Origin of the sequence: Shewanella sp. KT0246, from assembly GCF_019654955.1 — a bacterium.
Lineage (GTDB): Bacteria > Pseudomonadota > Gammaproteobacteria > Enterobacterales > Shewanellaceae > Shewanella > Shewanella goraebulensis.
In genome coordinates this window covers 21,769-41,654 of the sequence record NZ_BPEV01000031.1, presented here as the reverse complement: position 1 = coordinate 41,654, position 19,886 = coordinate 21,769, and the positions used below count along the sequence as shown (strand labels likewise).

Below are 19,886 nucleotides of genomic sequence, written 5' to 3'. Positions count from 1 at the left end.
TTATGTGATGCAAAAATTTACGGTTAAGGCAAGTACTGAGCAGGGGTTTTTCTGCTGTAAATGCGGCTGTAGGCCATTAACTGTGGATAGAAGGTTCTAAAAGCGATTTCGATATCAACGTAAAGTTTATCGACGTCAGCAATGGCAGTTTTGAATAAATCAGGCTTCGAAATACGGCGGCTAACCCCTTCAATGGCTTTATTCATCCCTTTTTTGGTCTGATAAGCTGATAGCCAGTCTTGTTCAATGATGCTCGGCGCTATTTGTTGTAGCTTTTCTGGCAAGTCTGATGTCGTCTCGAGGCTGTGATAGGCTTTTTTAGTAAAATCAGCTAATGACTCTTGATGATATTCATCCCAGTAAAAGGCTAAGTAATGATCAAATGCTAAATCAACCAGTATTGGAGCGACTCTTCGGGATGATTTTGGAAACTGCTTAATTAAATCCACAATAAGTTCATGGCTATCGGTAATTTGATCAATCTGTCTATGCAGCCAAATTCCTTGCTGTAACGGTTTAGGGAAGTGTTTTATATCGCCTTTTGCAAAGTCACCAGCAAGATTTGCTGCCAAATGAGTATTACTGATATCGGCTAAATGTAGGTGAGCAAGAAAGTTCATATTTTGTACTTTTAATTTTTGAGTTTTTCAGTATGATGCTTAACCACGCATAGAAAAGTTAAACGCCACTGACGAGTTTTTTAAGTCTAGTTTCAATCATATAGATTTCTAGTCAAATGTCATTGGTATTATTTTCAAGGATGTTGCGTCACATTATAAAAATCGGTTTAAGGATCATGGATGATGAAAAACTGGATCATGTCAGTGTTAGGGCAACAACCTAGTCGTAAACGCACGAAAATTGAAGTCGACCTTCGTTTTGAAAAACAATCCTTTCTACCTGAAACAAACACTTTGGCTGAAGATACTGAAGCGGCTAAATCTGCTGCTGAGTTAGAAAGCAGCATTGATCAATTCGAATCACCAAATCCTAAGTGATTTTGGCTATTATCTGGTAAATAACCAATAGATGATTTAATTAATCACTAGTCAGTATTTAAATGTCTTCCTTTGCTGGTATAAGTTGACCTATTCAAATTTCGGTATTTGTATGTTCCCTTCGTGTAAACAGCACATTATTTAGCTCCCTAAACTTGATATTAGTGGTCGGTAGTCCTAGACTAGCGGCCGTTTTTATTGTCTTTAAAAGAGTATTGATATGCGCGTTGCTGACTTTTCTTTTGATTTACCTGATGAACTTATTGCTCGCTACCCAATGGCAGAGCGAAATGCATCAAGATTATTGACCCTTGATGGCAATAGCGGTGCAATAGCTGATCAGCAATTTACTGACGTGCTATCTAAAGTTAATAGTGGCGATTTAATGGTGTTCAATAACACTCGTGTTATTCCTGCTCGTTTATTTGGTCAAAAAGCATCTGGCGGTAAACTCGAAATTCTTGTTGAAAGAATGCTCGACGATAAACGAATTCTAGCCCACGTGCGTTGCTCTAAGTCGCCTAAAGTTGATTCAATTGTCATTCTAGATGGCGGTTACGAAATGACAATGCTTAAACGTCATGACGCCTTATTTGAACTTGAACTTAATTCTGAAAAAACGATTTTAGAGGTATTGGAAGAAGTCGGCCATATGCCACTACCACCATATATTGATCGCCCTGACGAAGATACCGATAAAGAGCGCTATCAAACGGTTTACAATCAAACACCTGGCGCTGTGGCTGCGCCTACTGCAGGATTACATTTTGACGATGCAATGCTGACAGCACTAAAAGAAAAGGGCGTTAAAGTTGCTTTTGTGACACTGCATGTTGGAGCGGGTACTTTCCAACCTGTACGTGTTGAAACTATTGATGAGCATGTGATGCATTCAGAATGGGCCGAAGTGTCTCAAGAGGTTGTCGATTTAATCGCTGAAACCAAGTCTGCGGGTAATCGAGTCATTGCCGTAGGAACCACTTCGGTGCGTTCACTTGAAAGTGCAGCAAAAGCCAGCGGTAATAATCCACTTGCAGAGTTTAAAGGTGACACTGATATCTTCATTTTCCCTGGTTACGAGTTCAAAGTGATTGATGCAATGGTGACTAATTTCCATTTACCAGAATCGACGTTGATTATGTTAATTAGTGCATTTTCGGGTTTTGATAATGTGATGAAGGCCTATCAGCATGCGATTGAACAAAAATACCGCTTTTTTAGCTATGGTGATGCCATGTTTTTAACGAAAAAAGCCCCGTAACGATTGATTTTGATCTAAAATACCCGCCCACAGAGGTGGGTATTTTTTTGGGCGAATTTTAACTTCAGCCTTGAAGTTATAACTTATGCCCTCATGTCTTATGCAACAACTACGAGTCAGACTGTTTATCTGGCAAGGTGATTTATGAATTTTGAACTTGATACTACAGACGGACGCGCACGTCGCGGTCGTTTAGTTTTTGAACGTGGCACGGTTGAAACCCCTGCATTTATGCCTGTAGGTACCTACGGTACCGTTAAAGGCATGACACCAGAAGAAGTTCGCGCAACAGGCGCAGATATTCTGTTAGGCAACACTTTCCATTTATGGTTACGTCCGGGTGAAGAAATCATGCGCAAGCATGGTGACTTACATGATTTCATGAACTGGCAACGTCCTATTTTAACTGACTCTGGTGGATTCCAAGTGTTCAGTTTAGGCGACATTCGTAAAATCACTGAAGAAGGCGTACATTTTCGCTCGCCTATTAATGGTGAGAAGATTTTCTTAGACCCTGAAAAGTCGATGCAAATCCAAAACTCATTAGGCAGTGATGTTGTGATGATTTTTGACGAATGTACTCCTTATCCTGCAACACATGATGAAGCACGTAAATCAATGCAAATGTCATTACGTTGGGCGCAGCGCTCGCGTGATGAATTTAACCGCTTAGAAAATCCAAATTCATTATTTGGTATCGTCCAAGGTGGTGTATACGAAGATTTACGCGATGAAAGTGTAAAAGGCTTAACTGAAATCGGATTCGATGGCTACGCTGTCGGCGGTTTAGCAGTTGGTGAGCCTAAAGAAGATATGCACCGCATTTTAGAGCATGTATGTCCACAATTGCCTGAAGAAAAACCACGCTATTTAATGGGCGTTGGTAAACCTGAAGATTTAGTTGAAGGCGTACGTCGTGGTGTCGACATGTTTGATTGTGTTATGCCAACTCGAAATGCCCGTAATGGACATTTATTTACACCAGAAGGCGTGATTAAAATTCGTAATGCTCGTCACCGCGATGACACTGCGCCTTTAGATGCAAGCTGTGATTGTTACACTTGTAAGAACTATTCACGCGCTTATTTATACCACTTAGATCGCTGTAATGAGATCTTAGGTGCGCGTTTAAACACCATTCACAACCTACGTTACTATCAAATTTTGATGGAAGGTTTGCGTGGTGCAATCCAGACGGGTACATTAGACGCCTTCGTTACGGATTTTTATACCAAGTTGGGTCGTGAAGTCCCTCCTGTACCAGAGTTGCAAGACTGATTTTTAATCTAGAAAACAAGAAGAGAGTAATATGTTAATTTCAAATGCATACGCAAACGCAGCTGGCGCACCACAAGGTGGCGGCACGATGGAACTGATTTTCATGCTAGTAGTTTTTGGCTTGATCTTCTACTTTATGATTTTCCGTCCACAGTCAAAGCGCGTTAAAGAGCACAAAAACCTAATGTCAGCTTTGAGCAAAGGTGATGAAGTGCTAACAAGCGGCGGCATTTTAGGCAAGATTGCTAAAATCAGTGACGACAGTGATTACGTTTTATTAAGTATTAATGAAACTAGCCAAATCACTATTAAAAAGGATTATGTTGCAGCGGTATTGCCTAAAGGCTCTATCCAGTCGTTGTAAGCCAAGAGGGCTCAGGTGTGTTAAATAAATACCCAATGTGGAAAAACATCATGGTGCTGCTTGTCATCACCATCGGTGCTTTCTATGCAATTCCAAACCTTTTTGGTGAGGATCATGCAGTACAAGTCGTGGCGACTCGTGGTGCTGAAGTTACAACTTCAACTCTAACGTCAGTAAATGGAATACTTGAAAGCAAAGGCATTGCGGTAAAACGCGCTGAGCTCGAAGATGGTCAATTAATTGTCCGTGTTCAAGATGCAGAGCAGCAATTATTAGCAAGAGAAGCTATTGCTGAAAGCCTAGGCGATAAATATACCGTAGCATTAAACTTAGCGCCTGCAACCCCTGAGTGGCTTGAAGCCATGGGTGGTTCGCCAATGAAGCTAGGTCTTGATTTACGCGGCGGTGTTCACTTCTTAATGGAAGTGGATATGGGGGAAGCCATCCGTAAGATGGAAGAAGCCAAAATTGCTGACTTTAGAAGCCAATTACGTGAAGAAAAAATCCGTTATGCAGGTGTTCGCAAAACTGCTAAAGGGTTAGAAATCAAATTCCGTGATGCTGATAATCTTGCCAAAGCTGAACGTTATTTAAAATCGCTCAGTAATGAAATGGTATTCACTGATGGTAGCGTTGGCGAAAACTACGCCTTATATGCGTCAATGAGTGAGGACTACCTTAGACAAATTAAGGAAGAAGCACTACAGCAAAATATCACGACTATCCGCAACCGTGTAAACGAGTTAGGTGTCGCTGAACCTGTAGTTCAACGTCAAGGTTCTCAACGTATTATCGTTCAACTTCCTGGTGTTCAAGATACTGCTCGTGCTAAAGAAATCCTTGGCGCAACGGCATCTATCGAATTCCGCATGGTAGACGATAAAGTTGACCAAGCAGCTGCAGCCAATGGCCGCGTACCTGCAAGCTCAGAAGTTTTCCCTCGTCGCTCTGGTGGCATTGCAGTACTGAAAAAAGAAGTGATGCTAACAGGTGATCATATCACTGGTGCACAACCTTCTTTTGATGAATATAGTCGTCCGCAAGTATCGATTAACCTTGATGCTAAAGGCGGTAATATTTTCTCAAACGTGACTAAAGACAATATTGGTAACCCAATGGCGACTTTATTCATTGAGTACAAAGACAGCGGGCAACGTAACCCTGATGGCACTGTGAAAATGACTAAGATTGAAGAAGTCATTTCTGTTGCTACCATTCAGGCGCGTCTTGGTCGTAACTTCGTGATTAATGGTCTTGACCATTCTGAAGCACAAAGCCTTGCATTATTGCTTCGTGCAGGTGCATTGATTGCGCCAGTGACTATCGTTGAAGAACGTACTATTGGTCCAAGCCTTGGTAAAGAAAACATCGAGAATGGCAAATTAGCAATGATTTGGGGCATGGTTGTTGTGCTTATTTTCATGCTGGTTTATTACCGTGCCTTTGGTGTGATTGCTAACTTGGCACTAACTGCCAACTTAGTGATGGTTGTAGGTGTCATGTCAATGATCCCAGGTGCAGTTTTAACTCTTCCTGGTATTGCTGGTATGGTTCTGACAGTTGGTATGGCTGTTGATGGCAACGTACTTATTTTTGAGCGTATTCGTGAAGAGTTACTGGCTGGTCGTAGTGTTCAACAAGCTATTCATGAAGGTTATGCAAACGCATTCTCAACTATTGCTGATGCGAATATCACAACATTTATGACTGCATTGATTCTATTTGCTGTAGGTACTGGCGCCGTTAAAGGCTTCGCTGTGACCTTGATGATAGGTATCGCAACGTCAATGTTTACTTCTATCGTAGGAACACGTGTCATCGTGAATCTTATGTGGGGTGGTAAACGCGTTAAGAAACTGTCTATCTAAGGAGACGTTGACCATGTTACAAATATTTTCAGTAAATAAAACGATCAACTTCTTAAAGCATGCAATGCCTATCAGTATCCTATCAATGGTATTGGTTATCGCTTCATTAGCATCTTTAGGTATTAAGGGTATTAACTGGGGACTCGACTTTACTGGTGGTACTGTCGTTGAACTTGAGTTCTCTAAGCCTGTCGATTTGATTGAACTTCGCGGCCAACTTAACACAGAAGAATCCGATGGTGCAGTGGTTCAAAACTTTGGTTCTAGTCGAGATGTGCTAATTCGCCTTCCGGTTCTAGAAGACCTTAAAAGTGATGACCAAGTTAATGCTGTCATGAAAGGTGCTCAAGCAATAGATTCGAGCGTGATTCAAAAGCGTGTTGAGTTTGTTGGCCCACAAGTGGGTAAAGAGTTAGCCGAACAAGGCGGTTTAGCGGTTATTGTTGCGTTAATTTGTATTCTTATTTACGTTTCATTCCGTTTTGAATGGCGCCTTGCAATGGGCTCTGTTGCGGCTCTAGCACATGACGTTATCGTGACTTTAGGTGTATTCTCAATCTTACAACTTGAGTTCGATTTGACGGTATTAGCAGGCTTGCTCACCGTTGTGGGGTATTCATTGAACGATACGATTGTTGTATATGACCGTGTTCGTGAAAACTTCCTTAAGATGCGTAAAGGTGGTCCTGTTGAAGTCGTCAATAAGTCGATTACTCAAACAATGAGTCGTACCATTATTACAACGGGCACAACCCTTGTTGTAGTGATTGCATTGTTCCTTAAAGGTGGCACCATGATTCATGGTTTCGCAACAGCATTACTTTGCGGTATCTTTGTAGGTACATATTCATCTATTTACGTAGCAAGCTTCCTAGCGGTTAAACTAGGTATCTGTCGCGAACATATGATGCCAGTTGAGATTGAAAAAGAAGGTGCTGACCAAGACGCAGTTATGCCTTAGTTATTGCTTTATTTAATACAATAATGTGTTAAATAACTTAGTTTAACGATCAAAAAAGCCACTCAATAGAGTGGCTTTTTTTATATGCTCAACTTCTTTAAATTAAAGCATCTGTAAATAAGCTAGGCTGTAAATTATAGTGTCGGTAAATATAAAATATCTGGATACTTAGTTGTGTTGAGATAATAAGTGCTGATGAACTAAAGGGGAAATAACCGCAATAAACTGGCTATTGGCAGGGTGAGCTACATCGAGTTCTACCCAGCCGTCAGTTGAAAGTTGTTCTAAGGTGATAAATTGGGTATTAGCAACAAATTGAGAATGCCATGAACCTTGGGCTTTAATAATGCCAAACTCAGTATGTAATCGACTTATAGCAAAAGGCATCATAATTGGTTTATTTCTAATTGGTACTTGGCTTGGCCTTTTTCACCAGAGGTAAATGTGCCATGACCTTGAATATCAACTAACTCTCCTTGACCTGAATTGGGCACGATCATGAAACGGCTGCTAGCCACACCATTTTCGAACTTCCCATCATGTTGTAATACAAAGCTGCCAGATTTACCATTTACACTGACTTCTACGTTCTCATAACCGCAAAATACCGCAACTCCGTCGGCGGTATAACACATAATGTATTTGGGCTGACTTACGCCTTCTAGATCGCCTGAATACATTTGTGTAATACTGGCAGAGGTCTGTTTCGCGCCATCAGGGTGCTGGATATCGGTGGTTTCTTCCCAGCTGGTGATTTGAAAAATGCCTGATATTTGAAGGTTCATATTGTTCTCCTCTTAGAACTATCATGAGCATATATTGAGTATAAAGTTTAATCAATGCTCGACAGCAAGAACCATTTGCAAGTAGGATAATTAAAAATTTGCCAGCAGAGCAATAGCAGTAGGAATAATAATGGAAGATAGAAAAGTATTATTAACCGGTGGAAATTTACTTCAAGCACACACTTGGAAAGGGCTACTGGAAACCAATGGTATTACCGTCGAACTCACAGGTGAAGCACTTGTAGGAGGCGTGGGTGAACTCCCTGCAGAAATGCAAACTGTTGACTTATGGGTAAACCAAAATCAATTAGAAAAAGCTCAAACTATTCTTGAATCCCATGATATGGATCGTCCTGAGTGGCAATGTTTACATTGTCATGAAATGAACGACGGCAGTTTTGAGTTATGTTGGCAATGTAGCTCCCCTCAAAGCACCCCACACAATTAACACTAATATTTAGTTGGATCATAATAATTGATTATCTTTGATAGCCAAATTGACTAGGACAACCCTTTGTTAAATTGGTTATAGTCGGCCTATGTTGATATTTCGAGACGAATAAATGCAATACTTTCCATTGTTTGTGGACACAAAAAATCTAAATGTATTAATTGTTGGTGCGGGTGAGGTGGCAACCAGAAAGTTAGATTTATTGTCTCGTACAGAAGCCGAAATAGACGTTATCGCTCCAGATATCGCAGATGAGATTCGCGTTTATGAAAAAAAAGGCCGAATCAAATTATATCGCCGAGAAGTAGAGTCTGAAGATATTGCTGATTATGATGTGATTTACATGGCCACAGCTAATGAACAGCTCAATATGGATTATGCTGTCATCGCCAGCCAAAAAGGCATTTGGGTTAACGTTGTAGATAACCCAAGCTTTTGCCGCTTCATCACCCCATCAATTGTAGATAGAGGCAGATTAGTGGTGGCAATAAGCACAGCAGGCGCAGCACCTGTATTTGCTCGTACGATTCGCTCACGCCTCGAAACGTTGCTGCCGCAATCCTTAAGTCCCTTATTTGATTTCGTCGCTTCTAAGCGCATAGAAGTGCAACAAAAAATCATCTCAGGTAAAGAACGTCGATTATTCTGGGAACGTTTTTTCAATTTAAACAGTGATCGTTTTGATGGTGTGACTGAAACCCATTATCAAGATGCTTTTGGCAGTTATGGCACAGAGGGTGAAATTTTACTCTTCAATGAAAATGATAATGCCGCAATGTTGCCGATTGCTGCGATGCCTTTGCTGCAAAAGATTGATACTTTTTATTCCGACAATGCAGAAAGTCATCTTATGGAAATAGATAATAAATCTGTTACCGATATTAATGAGCTTGTTAGGCGTGATGCTAGCCGTGAGCCTGTACCGTCGCTGAGCACCATTTCAACTAAATACCAGCACGGCGATAGAATGTTGTTGGTGGTAAACCAAGAGAAGCTCAATAAACTTAAAGCACATTTCCCTATGGCTAAACATCTACAACCTGGCGCTTTATAACATTGATAAAGCGTTAATTTGGCAAACTTAAATGAACTGATTAAAGAAATAAACCTTGTTTATAGTTAGCTTCAGTTAAACCGAGTTTCATACTGACGACAAACAGTATAAACTCGGTTTTTTTATTGAAATGGAACCCTCATGGCGCCTAAAGCTACGGTCTTTAAAGCAGCACTTCAAATTGCTGATATGGATAGACATTACTATGCAGATCATCAATTAACGATTGCTCAGCATCCTTCAGAAACTGACAGTCGCATGATGGTGCGAATTCTTGCTTTTATCATGAATGCTTCAGACTCTTTGCAATTCAGCAAAGGCCTTTGCGTAGATGACGAACCTGAGCTGTGGGAAAAAAGTTTATCTGATGAAATCAATCTTTGGATTGAATTCGGTCAAGCCGATGAAAAATGGCTTCGCAAAGCCTGTGGGCGTTCTAAGCAAGTTCAATTAATTACTTATGCTGGTCGCAGTGTGCCGATTTGGTGGCAACAAAATGAGCAAGCTTTACAGCGATACAAAAACTTATCAGTGTTCAATATTGATGAAGACAGTGTTAAAGCAATGGAAGTATTTGTCGCTCGCAGTATGAAAATTCAAGTGAGTATCAGCGATGGAGAAATTTGGTTGTCTGATGACACTAATAGCTTAATGATCCAGCCAGAGCGTTTAAAGTAACAGTGCTGAGAAAGTAGACTATAATTTAACCGTTAACTTGTCTTTGTTAAACCGATGCGTACTGGTTCTAAATTGGGTTTACACCAGCTTTTGTGGCAGTGTTTAAGCAGCATATCGACTTTAATTATATGCACTAGAATTAAATGCACTAAAATTAAATGCACTAAAATTATATGCACTAAAATTATATGCATTTTGGCCGCCATGACTATCTTCTATAGATACTGATTGAAACATCTAACAATAGACTCGATAACAAATTGGATTTTGTATTAGTTCAGTCTATGAAGGATGTGACAATGAAGACGCTATCATTACGAGCTGTTGAAAAAATAGATCTACTCGCTCGGCCGGAAGTGGCCGAGCATATTAATTTATTCTCTGCCGCCTCTGCTGTTTTTACTGATTTTAAAACCCTCAAACCTTTAGTCATTAAATTAAACACTGCAGCTGTAGATGTTGAACATTTGATGAAGCAATCCCATGTCAGGCTTAAAATTGTTATTGATGAAAAAGGTCACTTTATGGGATTGGTCAGCTTACAAATGCTGCATAGCCAAGAAATGCAAAAGCATGTTGCACAAGGCTTTCCAAGAGAACAGCTATTATTATCTGATTTTATGTTGCCAAAAGATGCGTTAAAGGCAATTGATTATCAGGAGCTTTCTAAAGCTCGTATTAGCGATGTGATTGATACTTTGAAACACTCCCAGCATCAACATTGTTTAGTTGTCGATGAGCAGCTAGGTGTTATTAGAGGGCTTATTTCTGCTAATGATATTGTCCGTAAGCTCAAGTTACCTGTGGATGTGAACTTAAATCCAAGTTTTATGGAGATTGCAGATAGTATTGAAAAGGTGAAGGTTGCCAGCTAACGCATTCACTGTATAGGCCAAAGTGATATCAATAGCGTGTTGTTTTTTATATAAGCAATCATTAGTGTGTAATAAAGCTTTTTACACGGAATGAATATGCTAATTAGAAAAGCAACGATGGTTGATGCAAAAGATGCATTTGAGATCCGCAATCTCGCAATTTTATCTCAATGTAAAGGGCATTATAGCGCTGACGTCTTGCTTAAATGGACTGAGGGTGATGTACCTGAAACGTTTATTCATGACTTTGCCAGACACGGTTTTGTGACTGAAATAGCGAATAAAGTTGTTGGTGTTGGCATGATAGATCTTAACACTGGAATGGTGGACGCGATGTTTGTTCGTCCTGAGTCCTTTGGTCAAGGTTTAGGTAGAAAAATGCTCGAACATCTAGAAACGTTGGCTAAGCAAGCTAGCTGTAAAAAGCTGATGTTAGATTCATCGTTAAATGCAGCTGACTTTTATCGTAATTGTGGCTTTGAAGGCAGCAAACAAGCTATTTTTCATTCGCCAAGGGGGATTGAATTGGCTTGTATCCCAATGGTAAAAATGCTGTAAGTTATCTTACTATCGATTGCCTTCAATAGATTTTCTGTATTAAAAAAGCCTCATTTGTTTTAGACAAGTGAGGCTTTTTTGACGCTATTTAAAAGTGCAAATAGTAAATGTTAGTTAGCGCTTTGCTTTAAATGAGCCTGTAACATTTCAAGCCCGCCGCCATTATAGGTTTGTGTAAAGCCAGCTTTAACTAAGTCAGCATTGGCAATGCCACTGCGTCTGCCACTACGGCAATACAGTACGATGTCAGTGTCTTTCGATAATCCTTGCTTAGTTAAGTGCGTTAACACCAATTCGAAAGGAATATTGACAGCTCCTTCCAAATGGCCTGCCGCGAACTCTTGTTCGGTGCGGACATCAAGCACTAATGCACCAGCATTAATTTTATCCCATGCAACACTTGGACTCATCTCTTGAGCATTAGCTGCCACCGCAAGCATCAATGAGACGCTGCATAAAATCAGTAATAAGGCTTTTTGAAAAAAGCGTAAATTATCTTGTTGCACAATTAATCCTTCATTCTTTTTGTAAATTGGCTAATTCGGCTGCAGGTTTTGCTCCTAGCTTTTTAAATACCATCGCAGCAGGGCAGAAACCTGTAAAAGCACTTTGTAATAGATTAGCGCCAACAAAAACAGTTAGCCAGACAAAATTATGGTTCACCAACATGGTTAATGCCAATGACAGTAACACCATAAACCCTGCGAAAGCCATAATGATTCGTTCTAAAGACATACTTCTTCTCCTTAAGTGGATTGTCGATTTTTCATAACACTAAAATACAAAATGGGGATCACAATCAGAGTGAGAATGCTCGATATAAAAATACCGAAGATTAAACTGATTGCTAAACCATTAAAAATGGGGTCATCAATGATAAATAGCGCACCAATCATCGCTGCAAATGCCGTTAACATGATGGGTTTAGCACGTACAGCACCAGATTGAATAACCGCTTGCTCAAGCGGCTTACCTTTGGCGGTCTCTAGCTTAATAAAGTCCACTAACAGGATTGAGTTACGAACAATAATGCCGGCTAACGCGATCATGCCTATCATTGAAGGTGCGGTAAAATGAGCTCCCAGTAGAGCATGTCCAGGCATAACGCCAATTATGGTTAATGGGATAGGTGCCATAATCACTAGAGGCACTAGGTAAGACTTGAAATGACCAACGACTAATAAGTAAATCGCTATCATCCCGATGGCATAGGCAATTCCCATATCTCTAAAGGTTTCATAGGTAATTTTCCATTCACCATCCCATAAAATCGCGACTTCATCTAAACCGTCAGGTTGATGAATCAAATGCTGTTTAATTGGGTGAGGGTTAACGCCAGAGTCGTTATCATCTTCAATTGCCGAGAACATGCTGAACATGCCATAAAGTGGGCTGTCAGTTGGCCCCGCCATATCAGCGACAACCATGATCATCGGAACCATATTCTTATGGATAATCGGTGTATTGATATTGCCGTGCTCTATTGTGACTACTTCAGTTAAACTAATACTCCTCCCTGCAGCATTGGTTAATCTTAATGCGAGTATTTGTTGTAAGTTAAGCTTTGATTCTTCAGTCGCTTGTAAGCGGATTGGCACGGGTAATTGATAGTCTTTATTGTGTAAATAGCTTACATCACGGCCATTTACTGCAGTTGAGATCGTCTCGACTATATCCGAGTAATGGAGTCCTAATAGCTGAGCTTTACTTCTATCGATATGTAAACGCCAATGAGCAGCGTTACTCGGTAGGTAAATATCAACATCAACCACGTGTTCAGTTTGTTTAAACCGCTGCTCTAGCGCATTTGCGGTTTGCTCACGCAGTTGTGTTGTTGGAGCATAAACCTCTGCCAATATCGGAGACCATACCGGAGGCCCTGGTGGCACTTCGACGATTTTGACATTTGCTTGGTAAGGCTTGGCAATTTCGTGCAGTTTAGCGCGAACTGAGGTGGCGATTTCGTGGCTATCACGACTTCGCTCAGACTTATCCACCAAGTTAACTTGTATGTCACCTAACTCTTGGCTTTGTCGCATAAAGTAATGCCTTACTAGGCCATTAAAGTTGATTGGGGCATGAGTGCCAGCATAAAGTTGCAGGTGCTCAACTTCTTCAACATTAAGTAAGTAGTCACTCAAGTCTTTAAGGGCACGCTGGGTTTGCTCCACAGGAGTACCTTCAGGCATATCGACTAACACTTGAAACTCAGATTTATTATCAAATGGCAGCATTTTCAAAATAACAGCTTGTCCAACAGGCAAGGCAACTGCCATAGCGATTAATAATAAGATTGCGCCCGCTAAGCCTAAGCGAGCGAACCCTGCTTTTTCACCGATAAGAAAAGGGCTCATTAGTCGGGTGAATAAATGCTGTAATTTGCTATCACTATTTTCTGATTTAGTTTCTTCAATGCTAATTTGCTGAGCGCTAATTTGTTGAGAGTTGCTGTGCTGAGCATTGCTGGGCTTTGCATTGCTGTGTCTAAGCAGTTTCAAACTCAGCCAAGGAGTGACAACAAATGCCACAACCAAAGAAATAAGCATTCCCATACTAGAATTAATAGGAATAGGGCTCATATAAGGCCCCATAAGGCCAGAAACGAATGCCATCGGCATAAGAGCTGCAATTACGGTAAACGTGGCTAGAATCGTTGGACCGCCAACCTCGTCAACTGCTAATGGGATCAGCTCTTTGATGTTTTTGTTGCCCATAGCCATATGGCGATGAATATTTTCAACCACCACAATGGCATCATCAACTAATATTCCGATGGAAAATATGAGTGCAAATAGCGAGATTCGATTGAGGGTGAATCCCCATGCCCAAGAAGCAAATAAAGTCATTGCCAGTGTGACAATTATGGCTATGCCTACTACTAAGGCTTCTCGTTTTCCCATGGTGATTAATACCAATAGCACGACAGCCATAGTGGCAAACATTAATTTCAATATTAGGGTGTTGGCTTTATTTCCTGCAGTTTCACCGTAGTTTCTGGAAACTGTAACTTCGATATTATCTGGGATCAGCACGTTATCGACTTTAGCTAAACGAGTCATGATCTGTTCGGTGATCTCAACGGCATTTTCGCCACTTTGTTTTCCGATAGCGAGCGTAACAGCTGGATAAGTCCCCGTTGCGTCAACATGCCAAACATTGTCAGTGGCGATATCGGCTTTTAAGCTGATTTGAGCAATATCGGATAAATACACCGGGCTAGCTTGAGACTGTTTATCAGTGTTACTGACTTTAATTATCAACTGACTCACATCATCAATGGTTTGCAAGAATTGACCAGTTTGAACTTTGATAACTTGGTTTTGTTGCACCAAATCACCGGGCATAGATATCTGATTATTATCGGTTAGGACTTGCTTTAAGTCTGAAAAGCTTACCCCATAATGATTCATTTTTAACGGGTCTAGTCTGACGTTAACAGCAAGCTCTTGTCTGCCCATTGAGTAGATTTCACGGGTACCTTTAACGCGCTTAAACTCCTTTTCGAGTTCAGTGGCGACAATGGTGAGATCTTCTGCATTCACCTGAGGATCTTTTGACCATAAGGTTAAACCTACAATGGGCACGTCATCAATGCCGCGAGGCTTGATTAAAGGCGTGCCAATACCTGCAGCATTATTAAATTTATCTTGGTTAGATTGCAGCTGATTATACAAATTAACGATCGCGTGATCTCGAGGAACACCCACATCAAATACTGCGATAATTAATGCGCCGTCATTCATCGAAAATGAATATAAAGTATCAATTCCTTTAAGTTCAGAAATGATTTTTTCGGCGGGTAAGGTGACTTGGCTAGACACTTCTTCAGGAGAAGCACCAACATAAGGAATATAAACATCAGCAAAGGTGACATCTATTTGTGGTTCTTCTTCTTTTGGTGTAATCACAGTGGCAAAAAGGCCCAGTAATAACGCCAGTAATGCTAATAATGGGGTAATTGCACTCGATTGAAAGGCGTTAGCTATTTTACCTGAAATACCAAGAGATGTAGGTTCAGTCATGATGTTATTCGCCTGAATTTGCAGTGTTTAACAGGTGACTTGCTGCGTCGCTGATTATTTTATCGCCTGCCATCAGGCCAGCTTCAACAACATATTGCTCATTATCTATTTTGCGTAACCTCACCTGAGTTTGCACCAGTTTGTTATTGTGTTGACGAAATACAGCGGTGTAATCTCCCCGCTGAAAAATAGCTTGGCTGTGAATGACTATTTGCTTAACGGCTGTATCAGCAATGAACACCTTGACCCATTCTCCTGGTGAAACAGCCAGATCTGTTTGGGGTAAGTTAATCCGAACTTGGTAACTTTGACTCGCATTTTGTAGGAAAACATAAGGATTAATTTGGTTCGAATTTATACGTAATCCTGATGCTAACTCTACTGAAATAGTGGTATTTTCATTAACTAACTGACGATAGCGCTGGGGAAGTTGGAATATAGCGCGCATGTTTTCGGTTGAGTAACCTGCGTAGAGGGCTTGACCAACAGTGACGGTTTCACCTTGTTCAACAAAGCGCTCAGTAACTCGACCACTAAAAGGCGCACTAACTGTGGTGTAGTTTAATGTTTCTCTTGCTTGTACTAGTTTGGCATTGGCTGCAGTAACAGCTTGTAAGCTTGAGGCTGAGTTAGCTGTTGCTTCATCCATTGCCCCTTTAGAAATAGCCCCTTTGGGGAACAATTCTTGATAGCGTTTAAACTGGGCTTGGGATTCAATATTTCTCGCTTGAGCTTGAGCTAATTCAGCCTCCGCAGCAGCTAGACCTGCACCTTGTTCTTTACTGGTAATTTCCAACAAAGCCGAGCCTGCTGGCACAATGTCGTTTACGTCATAGTTAAGCTTTAGAATTCTTCCCGCTGTTTGCGCCGATACTGTGGCTGCTTTTGTTGCCTCTATTTGACCATCAAACTGTAGGTAAGTAATGCGTTTTTCAGGAGTAACGGTGAACAGTTTGTCAGCTGAAGCAAGGTTACTAGTCTCTTTACTAGCTTCTTTGTTTGAGTCCACTGCGTTAACCGAAGGCGAGTAACAACTCATTAGCGTAATTGAGGCAAAAGTAAAAAGAGAAGCTCGATTTAGCCACATAAATATATCCAACAATAAAAATAATCCATAAGAAAATTCTAATGGACTTTATTGTTATGTGCAATCTATTTATGAGAAAAATCTAATGAAGCGTTTTTCATTCACCCACAAAAAAGCCGCCAGAATAAACTAAGGCGGCTTTTAACTTATATTTTAAACTATTAAATAGTTTATCTTAGAAGTTGTAGTTGTACTGAAGCGAGAAGTAGTTAGCGCCTGACTCAGTGTATGCACTAACTTCACCAACTAATGCACTTTGTTCAAGAACATGTACTTTCTCACCGTCAACTAAAGTGTAGCCAAAGTCGAGGCTAGAGTTTTGGTTGATGTTGTAAGTGAAACCAGCTGAGTACCAGATACGGTCTGAGTCAGGAATTGATAAAGATGAAACTTCGCCCACAACACCTTGGTCATTTGCGATACCTGCTCTTACTGTCCAATTTTCATTGATATCGTAAGTTGAACCAAAGCTTAAGAACCAAGAGTCTTTCCAATTATATTCTTTTAAGATCGCTTCACGTGAACCTGCATCACTATCAACTAAACCGATATGGTCGAATGACCCCCGACCGGAGTTAGTAATGAAGTTGCTGCAATTCTCGATGGCGCAAAGGATAATGTGCCGTCGGTGACAATTGCCCAGGGAATATGCTCGATTCAAACTATTTAACGGCGCCAGGCAATGCAACGACACCACGCATATCACTAGCTTCTATGGTTGCCAACCATTCGCTAGCTTGAAGAATATCACTGTCAGATGTGTTAGACCTTAAAATGATATCTCCCCCAACGAGGGCACACCTTGTATAGAAGGATTTGATTGATATCCATTTCATGCTCAAGTGCAATTGTGGCCTAAGCCCGCACGATAACGTCACTAGAATTGATTAATGTCCCATCTAAATCAGATAGTAACCCATCAAGTGTCCTTAATTTATCAAATGTGCTTAGAGCGATCACAATAATCATTAGTGAAAAATTATGATCTCGCATTAAAAAACTTGTTGAATGTTACTAATTGAATGATTAGGAAGATTCGGCAAAGGCTTAGCATGGTGCATATCCGTTATCATTGATGCTTAAACATCAACAATGCATTGCTTTTCTGCTTATCGAACTATCTAGCCTCAAGGTACATAATCTCTCACGTCAACTGGTTTAGCACTCATTACAACGCAGGATATAGCGACAAACAGTAATCCCCAAAAATAACTAAAAAGCGAGATATTTTATGAGCAATATTACATTTGAAGAAACATTAGAATGGTTCAAAACAACTGATTACACTGGCGCAATTGGTTTAACCGTAAAATTTCCAGTACCGGCAGAAAATACAGAAAAGTTTGCTGAGTTCCTAAAAGACTATACGCCATATGTACTTGAAGAAGAGGGATGTATTGATTTTGGCTTCCAACGAGATTGGAAAAACCCTAATGAATTTTGGCTAACAGAGCGCTGGGCATCTGTACAAATACTACTATCGCACCTTGGTCCTGACTCACGTAAAGGGACTAAATATGAAGGCGGAACCCCGTTACAAATAATGGCTGATTTCGGTGCACAACCGGATCCTGTTGCTATCTACCGCCTTAGCCTTGAAGATTAACGTTAAGTTAAGGGGATTGAAGTAGGCTCCCCACTTGGTCTAATGTAATTCTAAACAGGAGCATTTATTACTCCTGTTTACTATTGATAGAATGACTCATAGTCATTGATATAACCTTCCCAGATGGGTGGCGTGCCGATAACGTCTATCACCATTTCGATAAATTTATTAACCAATGGTGTTTGATTTCGATGTGGGTAGACCGCATATATTCCACCACTATTGTTTGCTAATTTATAGTCAGTTAACAACGGCACAAGTCCATTTTTTTCAATGCTCTGTTCAAGTGTCGTCAACGAGATAACCGAATATCCTAGCCCTGCTTCAACAGCACTCAGCAAAGAGCCAACATCATTCGCTCTAAAGCGTCCATTTTGATTATATTTAACCATTCGGCTGCTGGTTGCTGAAGGCGACTCACTTATCTCTATTTTGTTTAAATGAAACTCGCCATTGAAATAGATCACCGCCGGTAATGCAATCAAGGCTTCAATCATTGCAGGTTTACCATATTGTTGAATAAAGGAGTGGGAGGCCAAGATAGCTAACTTATTAGAAGCTAGCTTTTTGGCGATTAAATTGGAGTCTTTAGGCGGGCCAATGCGAAAGGCAATATCGAATTTGTCGCCAATAATATCGGTACGCTTATCATCAAGCATCAAATCGATATAGGTATCAGGGTATTTTGCCATAAATCGATTGATCGCAGGACGAAGATAGAGATGGCCAAAGGAGACATTACTGGTGATTCTGAGTAATCCCTTAGGCTCACAGTGGAATGATTGTGCAAGTTTCTCTGTATCGACTAAGGCATTGCGTACAATTTCAGCTTGCTTTAATACCTCAGCCCCCGCATCGGTCAGCGCAAGAGCACGCGTCGAACGATTGAGTAGTCTAATACCCAGCTGTGTTTCAAGTGCCTTTATCTGCTTTGACACAACGGAGCGATCGAGGTTGTGTATATCCGCAACCTTCGCAAATGTGCCGTGTTGAACGATATCGATAAACAGTTCCAGACGCGTTGCCATGTCCATACATTGATCTCCTGGTTACTCTCTAACAGTAAGCTCTTTCAGGATCATGCTTGCATTCAACGCAGCAGGAAACCCAGCATAGAGACTGGTTATTATCATCACTTCTGCAACCTCCTCTTTACTGACGCCAGCCTGCATCGCAACTTGCATGTGAAAACGAAGTAGTGAGTTTGCTGTGCCAAGGGTTGTCAACGCAGCAATCGTGGCGATCTCTCGTTGCTTTAGCTTCAAACCTGGTTCTGAGAGGATATCTCCAAATTCGTACTCAATGATATATTTAGCCAAATCGGGGGAAACTTCTTTAAGATTATCTTCCAGTGTTTGCGCTGCACCATTATCAAATTTATTGAACTGCTCTACCCCCTGTTGATAGCGAGATTTATCTTGCTGAGCACTGTCCTTTGCGCTGTTTTTTTCTACCTCATCGGGTAAATCATTGAATCCCTTAACACGCCTTTCATCCAAGAGTTCCTTTAACAGTAGCATCGCATTATTCGCTTTTGGAAAACCAGTATAAGCAGTCATCTGTATAATAAGTTGCTTAATTTCTGTTATAGAGCAGCCAACATTAAGCCCCGCATTCAGGTGTGTCTTAAGCTGTGAATTTTGCGCACCACTGGCGATCAAACTGGCAATAATGACAATCTGCTTGCTCTTAAAATCCAAGATATCACGGTTGTACACCTCGCCAAAACTATACTCCACAAGGATATTGGCAAGCTCTGGAGACACGCCATTAAACGCGTCGATTAGTCCTTGTCCAGCCCCCTTACCATTAATTCTATCAACATTTTCAATCCCCTTGTTAAAGCGTTCAGATCTTAATGGCACCTCTTTTTCTACCTCACCTGTTACAGAGAGAGTATCAATAGCGAAAGAAAAATGGCTGTAAAATGACAATAAAGCAATAAACATAATCGTTTTATTTTTCATTGTTTTTTTCCTGTCTGTAAGATTTATCAGCCTGTTAATAATGAACAACAGGCTAAAACAAGGGTATACCAGC

At 40.7% G+C, this 19,886-nt stretch carries 22 protein-coding genes; 12 read left to right on the top strand and 10 right to left on the bottom strand.

The window, feature by feature from the left end; all coding sequences use genetic code 11:
* Window positions 1–23: 23 nt before the first annotated feature.
* Window positions 24–620, bottom strand: a complete 597-nt coding sequence (locus K5Q58_RS15345) for an ACP phosphodiesterase (protein ID WP_220754789.1) — start codon at window positions 618–620, stop codon at window positions 24–26.
* A gap of 180 nt (window positions 621–800) precedes the next feature.
* On the opposite strand from K5Q58_RS15345, the gene K5Q58_RS15340 reads away from it, so the two are divergent.
* The 6 genes from K5Q58_RS15340 (at window position 801) to secF (ending at window position 6,730) form a co-directional block, all read left to right on the top strand.
* Window positions 801–998, top strand: a complete 198-nt coding sequence (locus tag K5Q58_RS15340; protein WP_220754788.1) for a hypothetical protein — start codon at window positions 801–803, stop codon at window positions 996–998.
* 220 nt (window positions 999–1,218) lie between these two features.
* Window positions 1,219–2,259, top strand: coding sequence for a tRNA preQ1(34) S-adenosylmethionine ribosyltransferase-isomerase QueA (gene queA / locus K5Q58_RS15335; RefSeq protein WP_220754787.1), 1,041 nt, complete (start codon window positions 1,219–1,221; stop codon window positions 2,257–2,259).
* 144 nt (window positions 2,260–2,403) lie between these two features.
* Complete coding sequence (gene tgt / locus K5Q58_RS15330; protein ID WP_220754786.1) at window positions 2,404–3,537, top strand: tRNA guanosine(34) transglycosylase Tgt; 1,134 nt, start codon at window positions 2,404–2,406, stop codon at window positions 3,535–3,537.
* Between the two features lie 31 nt (window positions 3,538–3,568).
* Entirely contained in the window at window positions 3,569–3,901 is a 333-nt protein-coding gene (yajC, locus tag K5Q58_RS15325) for a preprotein translocase subunit YajC (RefSeq protein ID WP_220754785.1), read from the top strand.
* A 17-nt stretch (window positions 3,902–3,918) separates the two neighbouring features.
* Window positions 3,919–5,769, top strand: coding sequence for a protein translocase subunit SecD (gene secD / locus K5Q58_RS15320; protein WP_220754784.1), 1,851 nt, complete (start codon window positions 3,919–3,921; stop codon window positions 5,767–5,769).
* A 13-nt stretch (window positions 5,770–5,782) separates the two neighbouring features.
* Window positions 5,783–6,730 (top strand): protein translocase subunit SecF, encoded by a 948-nt coding sequence (gene secF, locus K5Q58_RS15315; protein ID WP_220754783.1) that lies wholly within the window; start codon window positions 5,783–5,785, stop codon window positions 6,728–6,730.
* 168 nt (window positions 6,731–6,898) lie between these two features.
* Here secF and K5Q58_RS15310 read toward each other — a convergent pair whose 3' ends face one another.
* Entirely contained in the window at window positions 6,899–7,120 is a 222-nt protein-coding gene (locus K5Q58_RS15310; RefSeq protein WP_220754782.1) for a hypothetical protein, read from the bottom strand.
* The gene (locus K5Q58_RS15305) at window positions 7,117–7,515 is read right to left on the bottom strand and encodes a DUF3224 domain-containing protein (protein WP_220754781.1); all 399 of its coding nucleotides are present in this window, start codon (window positions 7,513–7,515) and stop codon (window positions 7,117–7,119) included. Before K5Q58_RS15305 ends, K5Q58_RS15310 begins: the two co-directional genes overlap by 4 nt.
* 130 nt (window positions 7,516–7,645) lie before the next feature.
* On the opposite strand from K5Q58_RS15305, the gene K5Q58_RS15300 reads away from it, so the two are divergent.
* From K5Q58_RS15300 to K5Q58_RS15280, 5 genes are all read left to right on the top strand, one after another.
* Complete coding sequence (locus K5Q58_RS15300) at window positions 7,646–7,963, top strand: DUF2007 domain-containing protein (protein ID WP_220754780.1); 318 nt, start codon at window positions 7,646–7,648, stop codon at window positions 7,961–7,963.
* Between the two features lie 115 nt (window positions 7,964–8,078).
* Window positions 8,079–9,020: a bifunctional precorrin-2 dehydrogenase/sirohydrochlorin ferrochelatase gene (locus K5Q58_RS15295; protein WP_220754779.1), complete on the top strand. Its 942-nt coding sequence runs from the start codon at window positions 8,079–8,081 to the stop codon at window positions 9,018–9,020.
* A 141-nt stretch (window positions 9,021–9,161) separates the two neighbouring features.
* Window positions 9,162–9,698 (top strand): YaeQ family protein, encoded by a 537-nt coding sequence (locus tag K5Q58_RS15290; protein ID WP_220754778.1) that lies wholly within the window; start codon window positions 9,162–9,164, stop codon window positions 9,696–9,698.
* 299 nt (window positions 9,699–9,997) lie between these two features.
* On the top strand, window positions 9,998–10,573 hold the full coding sequence (locus tag K5Q58_RS15285; RefSeq protein WP_220754777.1) for a CBS domain-containing protein: 576 nt from the start codon (window positions 9,998–10,000) through the stop codon (window positions 10,571–10,573).
* Between the two features lie 96 nt (window positions 10,574–10,669).
* Window positions 10,670–11,131, top strand: a complete 462-nt coding sequence (locus tag K5Q58_RS15280) for a GNAT family N-acetyltransferase (protein ID WP_220754776.1) — start codon at window positions 10,670–10,672, stop codon at window positions 11,129–11,131.
* A 110-nt stretch (window positions 11,132–11,241) separates the two neighbouring features.
* On the opposite strand, the gene K5Q58_RS15275 is transcribed toward K5Q58_RS15280, so the two are convergent.
* From K5Q58_RS15275 to K5Q58_RS15255, 5 genes are all read right to left on the bottom strand, one after another.
* Window positions 11,242–11,571, bottom strand: a complete 330-nt coding sequence (locus tag K5Q58_RS15275; RefSeq protein ID WP_220754803.1) for a rhodanese-like domain-containing protein — start codon at window positions 11,569–11,571, stop codon at window positions 11,242–11,244.
* Window positions 11,572–11,647: 76 nt separating this feature from the next.
* On the bottom strand, window positions 11,648–11,866 hold the full coding sequence (locus K5Q58_RS15270; protein WP_220754775.1) for a DUF2892 domain-containing protein: 219 nt from the start codon (window positions 11,864–11,866) through the stop codon (window positions 11,648–11,650).
* 11 nt (window positions 11,867–11,877) lie between these two features.
* Window positions 11,878–15,153, bottom strand: coding sequence for an efflux RND transporter permease subunit (locus K5Q58_RS15265; protein ID WP_220754774.1), 3,276 nt, complete (start codon window positions 15,151–15,153; stop codon window positions 11,878–11,880).
* A 4-nt stretch (window positions 15,154–15,157) separates the two neighbouring features.
* Entirely contained in the window at window positions 15,158–16,240 is a 1,083-nt protein-coding gene (locus K5Q58_RS15260; protein WP_220754773.1) for an efflux RND transporter periplasmic adaptor subunit, read from the bottom strand.
* A 175-nt stretch (window positions 16,241–16,415) separates the two neighbouring features.
* Entirely contained in the window at window positions 16,416–16,934 is a 519-nt protein-coding gene (locus tag K5Q58_RS15255) for an OmpP1/FadL family transporter (RefSeq protein ID WP_259651363.1), read from the bottom strand.
* Between the two features lie 537 nt (window positions 16,935–17,471).
* On the opposite strand from K5Q58_RS15255, the gene K5Q58_RS15250 reads away from it, so the two are divergent.
* Window positions 17,472–17,846 (top strand): putative quinol monooxygenase, encoded by a 375-nt coding sequence (locus K5Q58_RS15250; RefSeq protein WP_220754771.1) that lies wholly within the window; start codon window positions 17,472–17,474, stop codon window positions 17,844–17,846.
* Window positions 17,847–17,926: 80 nt separating this feature from the next.
* On the opposite strand, the gene K5Q58_RS15245 is transcribed toward K5Q58_RS15250, so the two are convergent.
* Complete coding sequence (locus K5Q58_RS15245; RefSeq protein ID WP_220754770.1) at window positions 17,927–18,880, bottom strand: LysR family transcriptional regulator; 954 nt, start codon at window positions 18,878–18,880, stop codon at window positions 17,927–17,929.
* Window positions 18,881–18,895: 15 nt separating this feature from the next.
* The gene (locus K5Q58_RS15240; RefSeq protein WP_220754769.1) at window positions 18,896–19,813 is read right to left on the bottom strand and encodes a carboxymuconolactone decarboxylase family protein; all 918 of its coding nucleotides are present in this window, start codon (window positions 19,811–19,813) and stop codon (window positions 18,896–18,898) included.
* Window positions 19,814–19,886 lie beyond the last annotated feature (73 nt).

What these genes read in the sequence shown, in the direction of transcription:
- K5Q58_RS15345 (WP_220754789.1), bottom strand. Translation starts at nt 620, where the DNA reads ATGAACTTTCTTGCTCACCTACATTTAGCCGATATCAGTAATACTCAT.
- K5Q58_RS15340 (WP_220754788.1), top strand. Translation starts at nt 801, where the DNA reads ATGATGAAAAACTGGATCATGTCAGTGTTAGGGCAACAACCTAGTCGT.
- queA (WP_220754787.1), top strand. Translation starts at nt 1,219, where the DNA reads ATGCGCGTTGCTGACTTTTCTTTTGATTTACCTGATGAACTTATTGCT.
- tgt (WP_220754786.1), top strand. Translation starts at nt 2,404, where the DNA reads ATGAATTTTGAACTTGATACTACAGACGGACGCGCACGTCGCGGTCGT.
- yajC (WP_220754785.1), top strand. Translation starts at nt 3,569, where the DNA reads ATGTTAATTTCAAATGCATACGCAAACGCAGCTGGCGCACCACAAGGT.
- secF (WP_220754783.1), top strand. Translation starts at nt 5,783, where the DNA reads ATGTTACAAATATTTTCAGTAAATAAAACGATCAACTTCTTAAAGCAT.
- K5Q58_RS15310 (WP_220754782.1), bottom strand. Translation starts at nt 7,120, where the DNA reads ATGATGCCTTTTGCTATAAGTCGATTACATACTGAGTTTGGCATTATT.
- K5Q58_RS15305 (WP_220754781.1), bottom strand. Translation starts at nt 7,515, where the DNA reads ATGAACCTTCAAATATCAGGCATTTTTCAAATCACCAGCTGGGAAGAA.
- K5Q58_RS15300 (WP_220754780.1), top strand. Translation starts at nt 7,646, where the DNA reads ATGGAAGATAGAAAAGTATTATTAACCGGTGGAAATTTACTTCAAGCA.
- K5Q58_RS15295 (WP_220754779.1), top strand. Translation starts at nt 8,079, where the DNA reads ATGCAATACTTTCCATTGTTTGTGGACACAAAAAATCTAAATGTATTA.
- K5Q58_RS15290 (WP_220754778.1), top strand. Translation starts at nt 9,162, where the DNA reads ATGGCGCCTAAAGCTACGGTCTTTAAAGCAGCACTTCAAATTGCTGAT.
- K5Q58_RS15285 (WP_220754777.1), top strand. Translation starts at nt 9,998, where the DNA reads ATGAAGACGCTATCATTACGAGCTGTTGAAAAAATAGATCTACTCGCT.
- K5Q58_RS15280 (WP_220754776.1), top strand. Translation starts at nt 10,670, where the DNA reads ATGCTAATTAGAAAAGCAACGATGGTTGATGCAAAAGATGCATTTGAG.
- K5Q58_RS15275 (WP_220754803.1), bottom strand. Translation starts at nt 11,571, where the DNA reads ATGCTTGCGGTGGCAGCTAATGCTCAAGAGATGAGTCCAAGTGTTGCA.
- K5Q58_RS15270 (WP_220754775.1), bottom strand. Translation starts at nt 11,866, where the DNA reads ATGTCTTTAGAACGAATCATTATGGCTTTCGCAGGGTTTATGGTGTTA.
- K5Q58_RS15265 (WP_220754774.1), bottom strand. Translation starts at nt 15,153, where the DNA reads ATGACTGAACCTACATCTCTTGGTATTTCAGGTAAAATAGCTAACGCC.
- K5Q58_RS15260 (WP_220754773.1), bottom strand. Translation starts at nt 16,240, where the DNA reads ATGTGGCTAAATCGAGCTTCTCTTTTTACTTTTGCCTCAATTACGCTA.
- K5Q58_RS15250 (WP_220754771.1), top strand. Translation starts at nt 17,472, where the DNA reads ATGAGCAATATTACATTTGAAGAAACATTAGAATGGTTCAAAACAACT.
- K5Q58_RS15245 (WP_220754770.1), bottom strand. Translation starts at nt 18,880, where the DNA reads ATGGACATGGCAACGCGTCTGGAACTGTTTATCGATATCGTTCAACAC.
- K5Q58_RS15240 (WP_220754769.1), bottom strand. Translation starts at nt 19,813, where the DNA reads ATGAAAAATAAAACGATTATGTTTATTGCTTTATTGTCATTTTACAGC.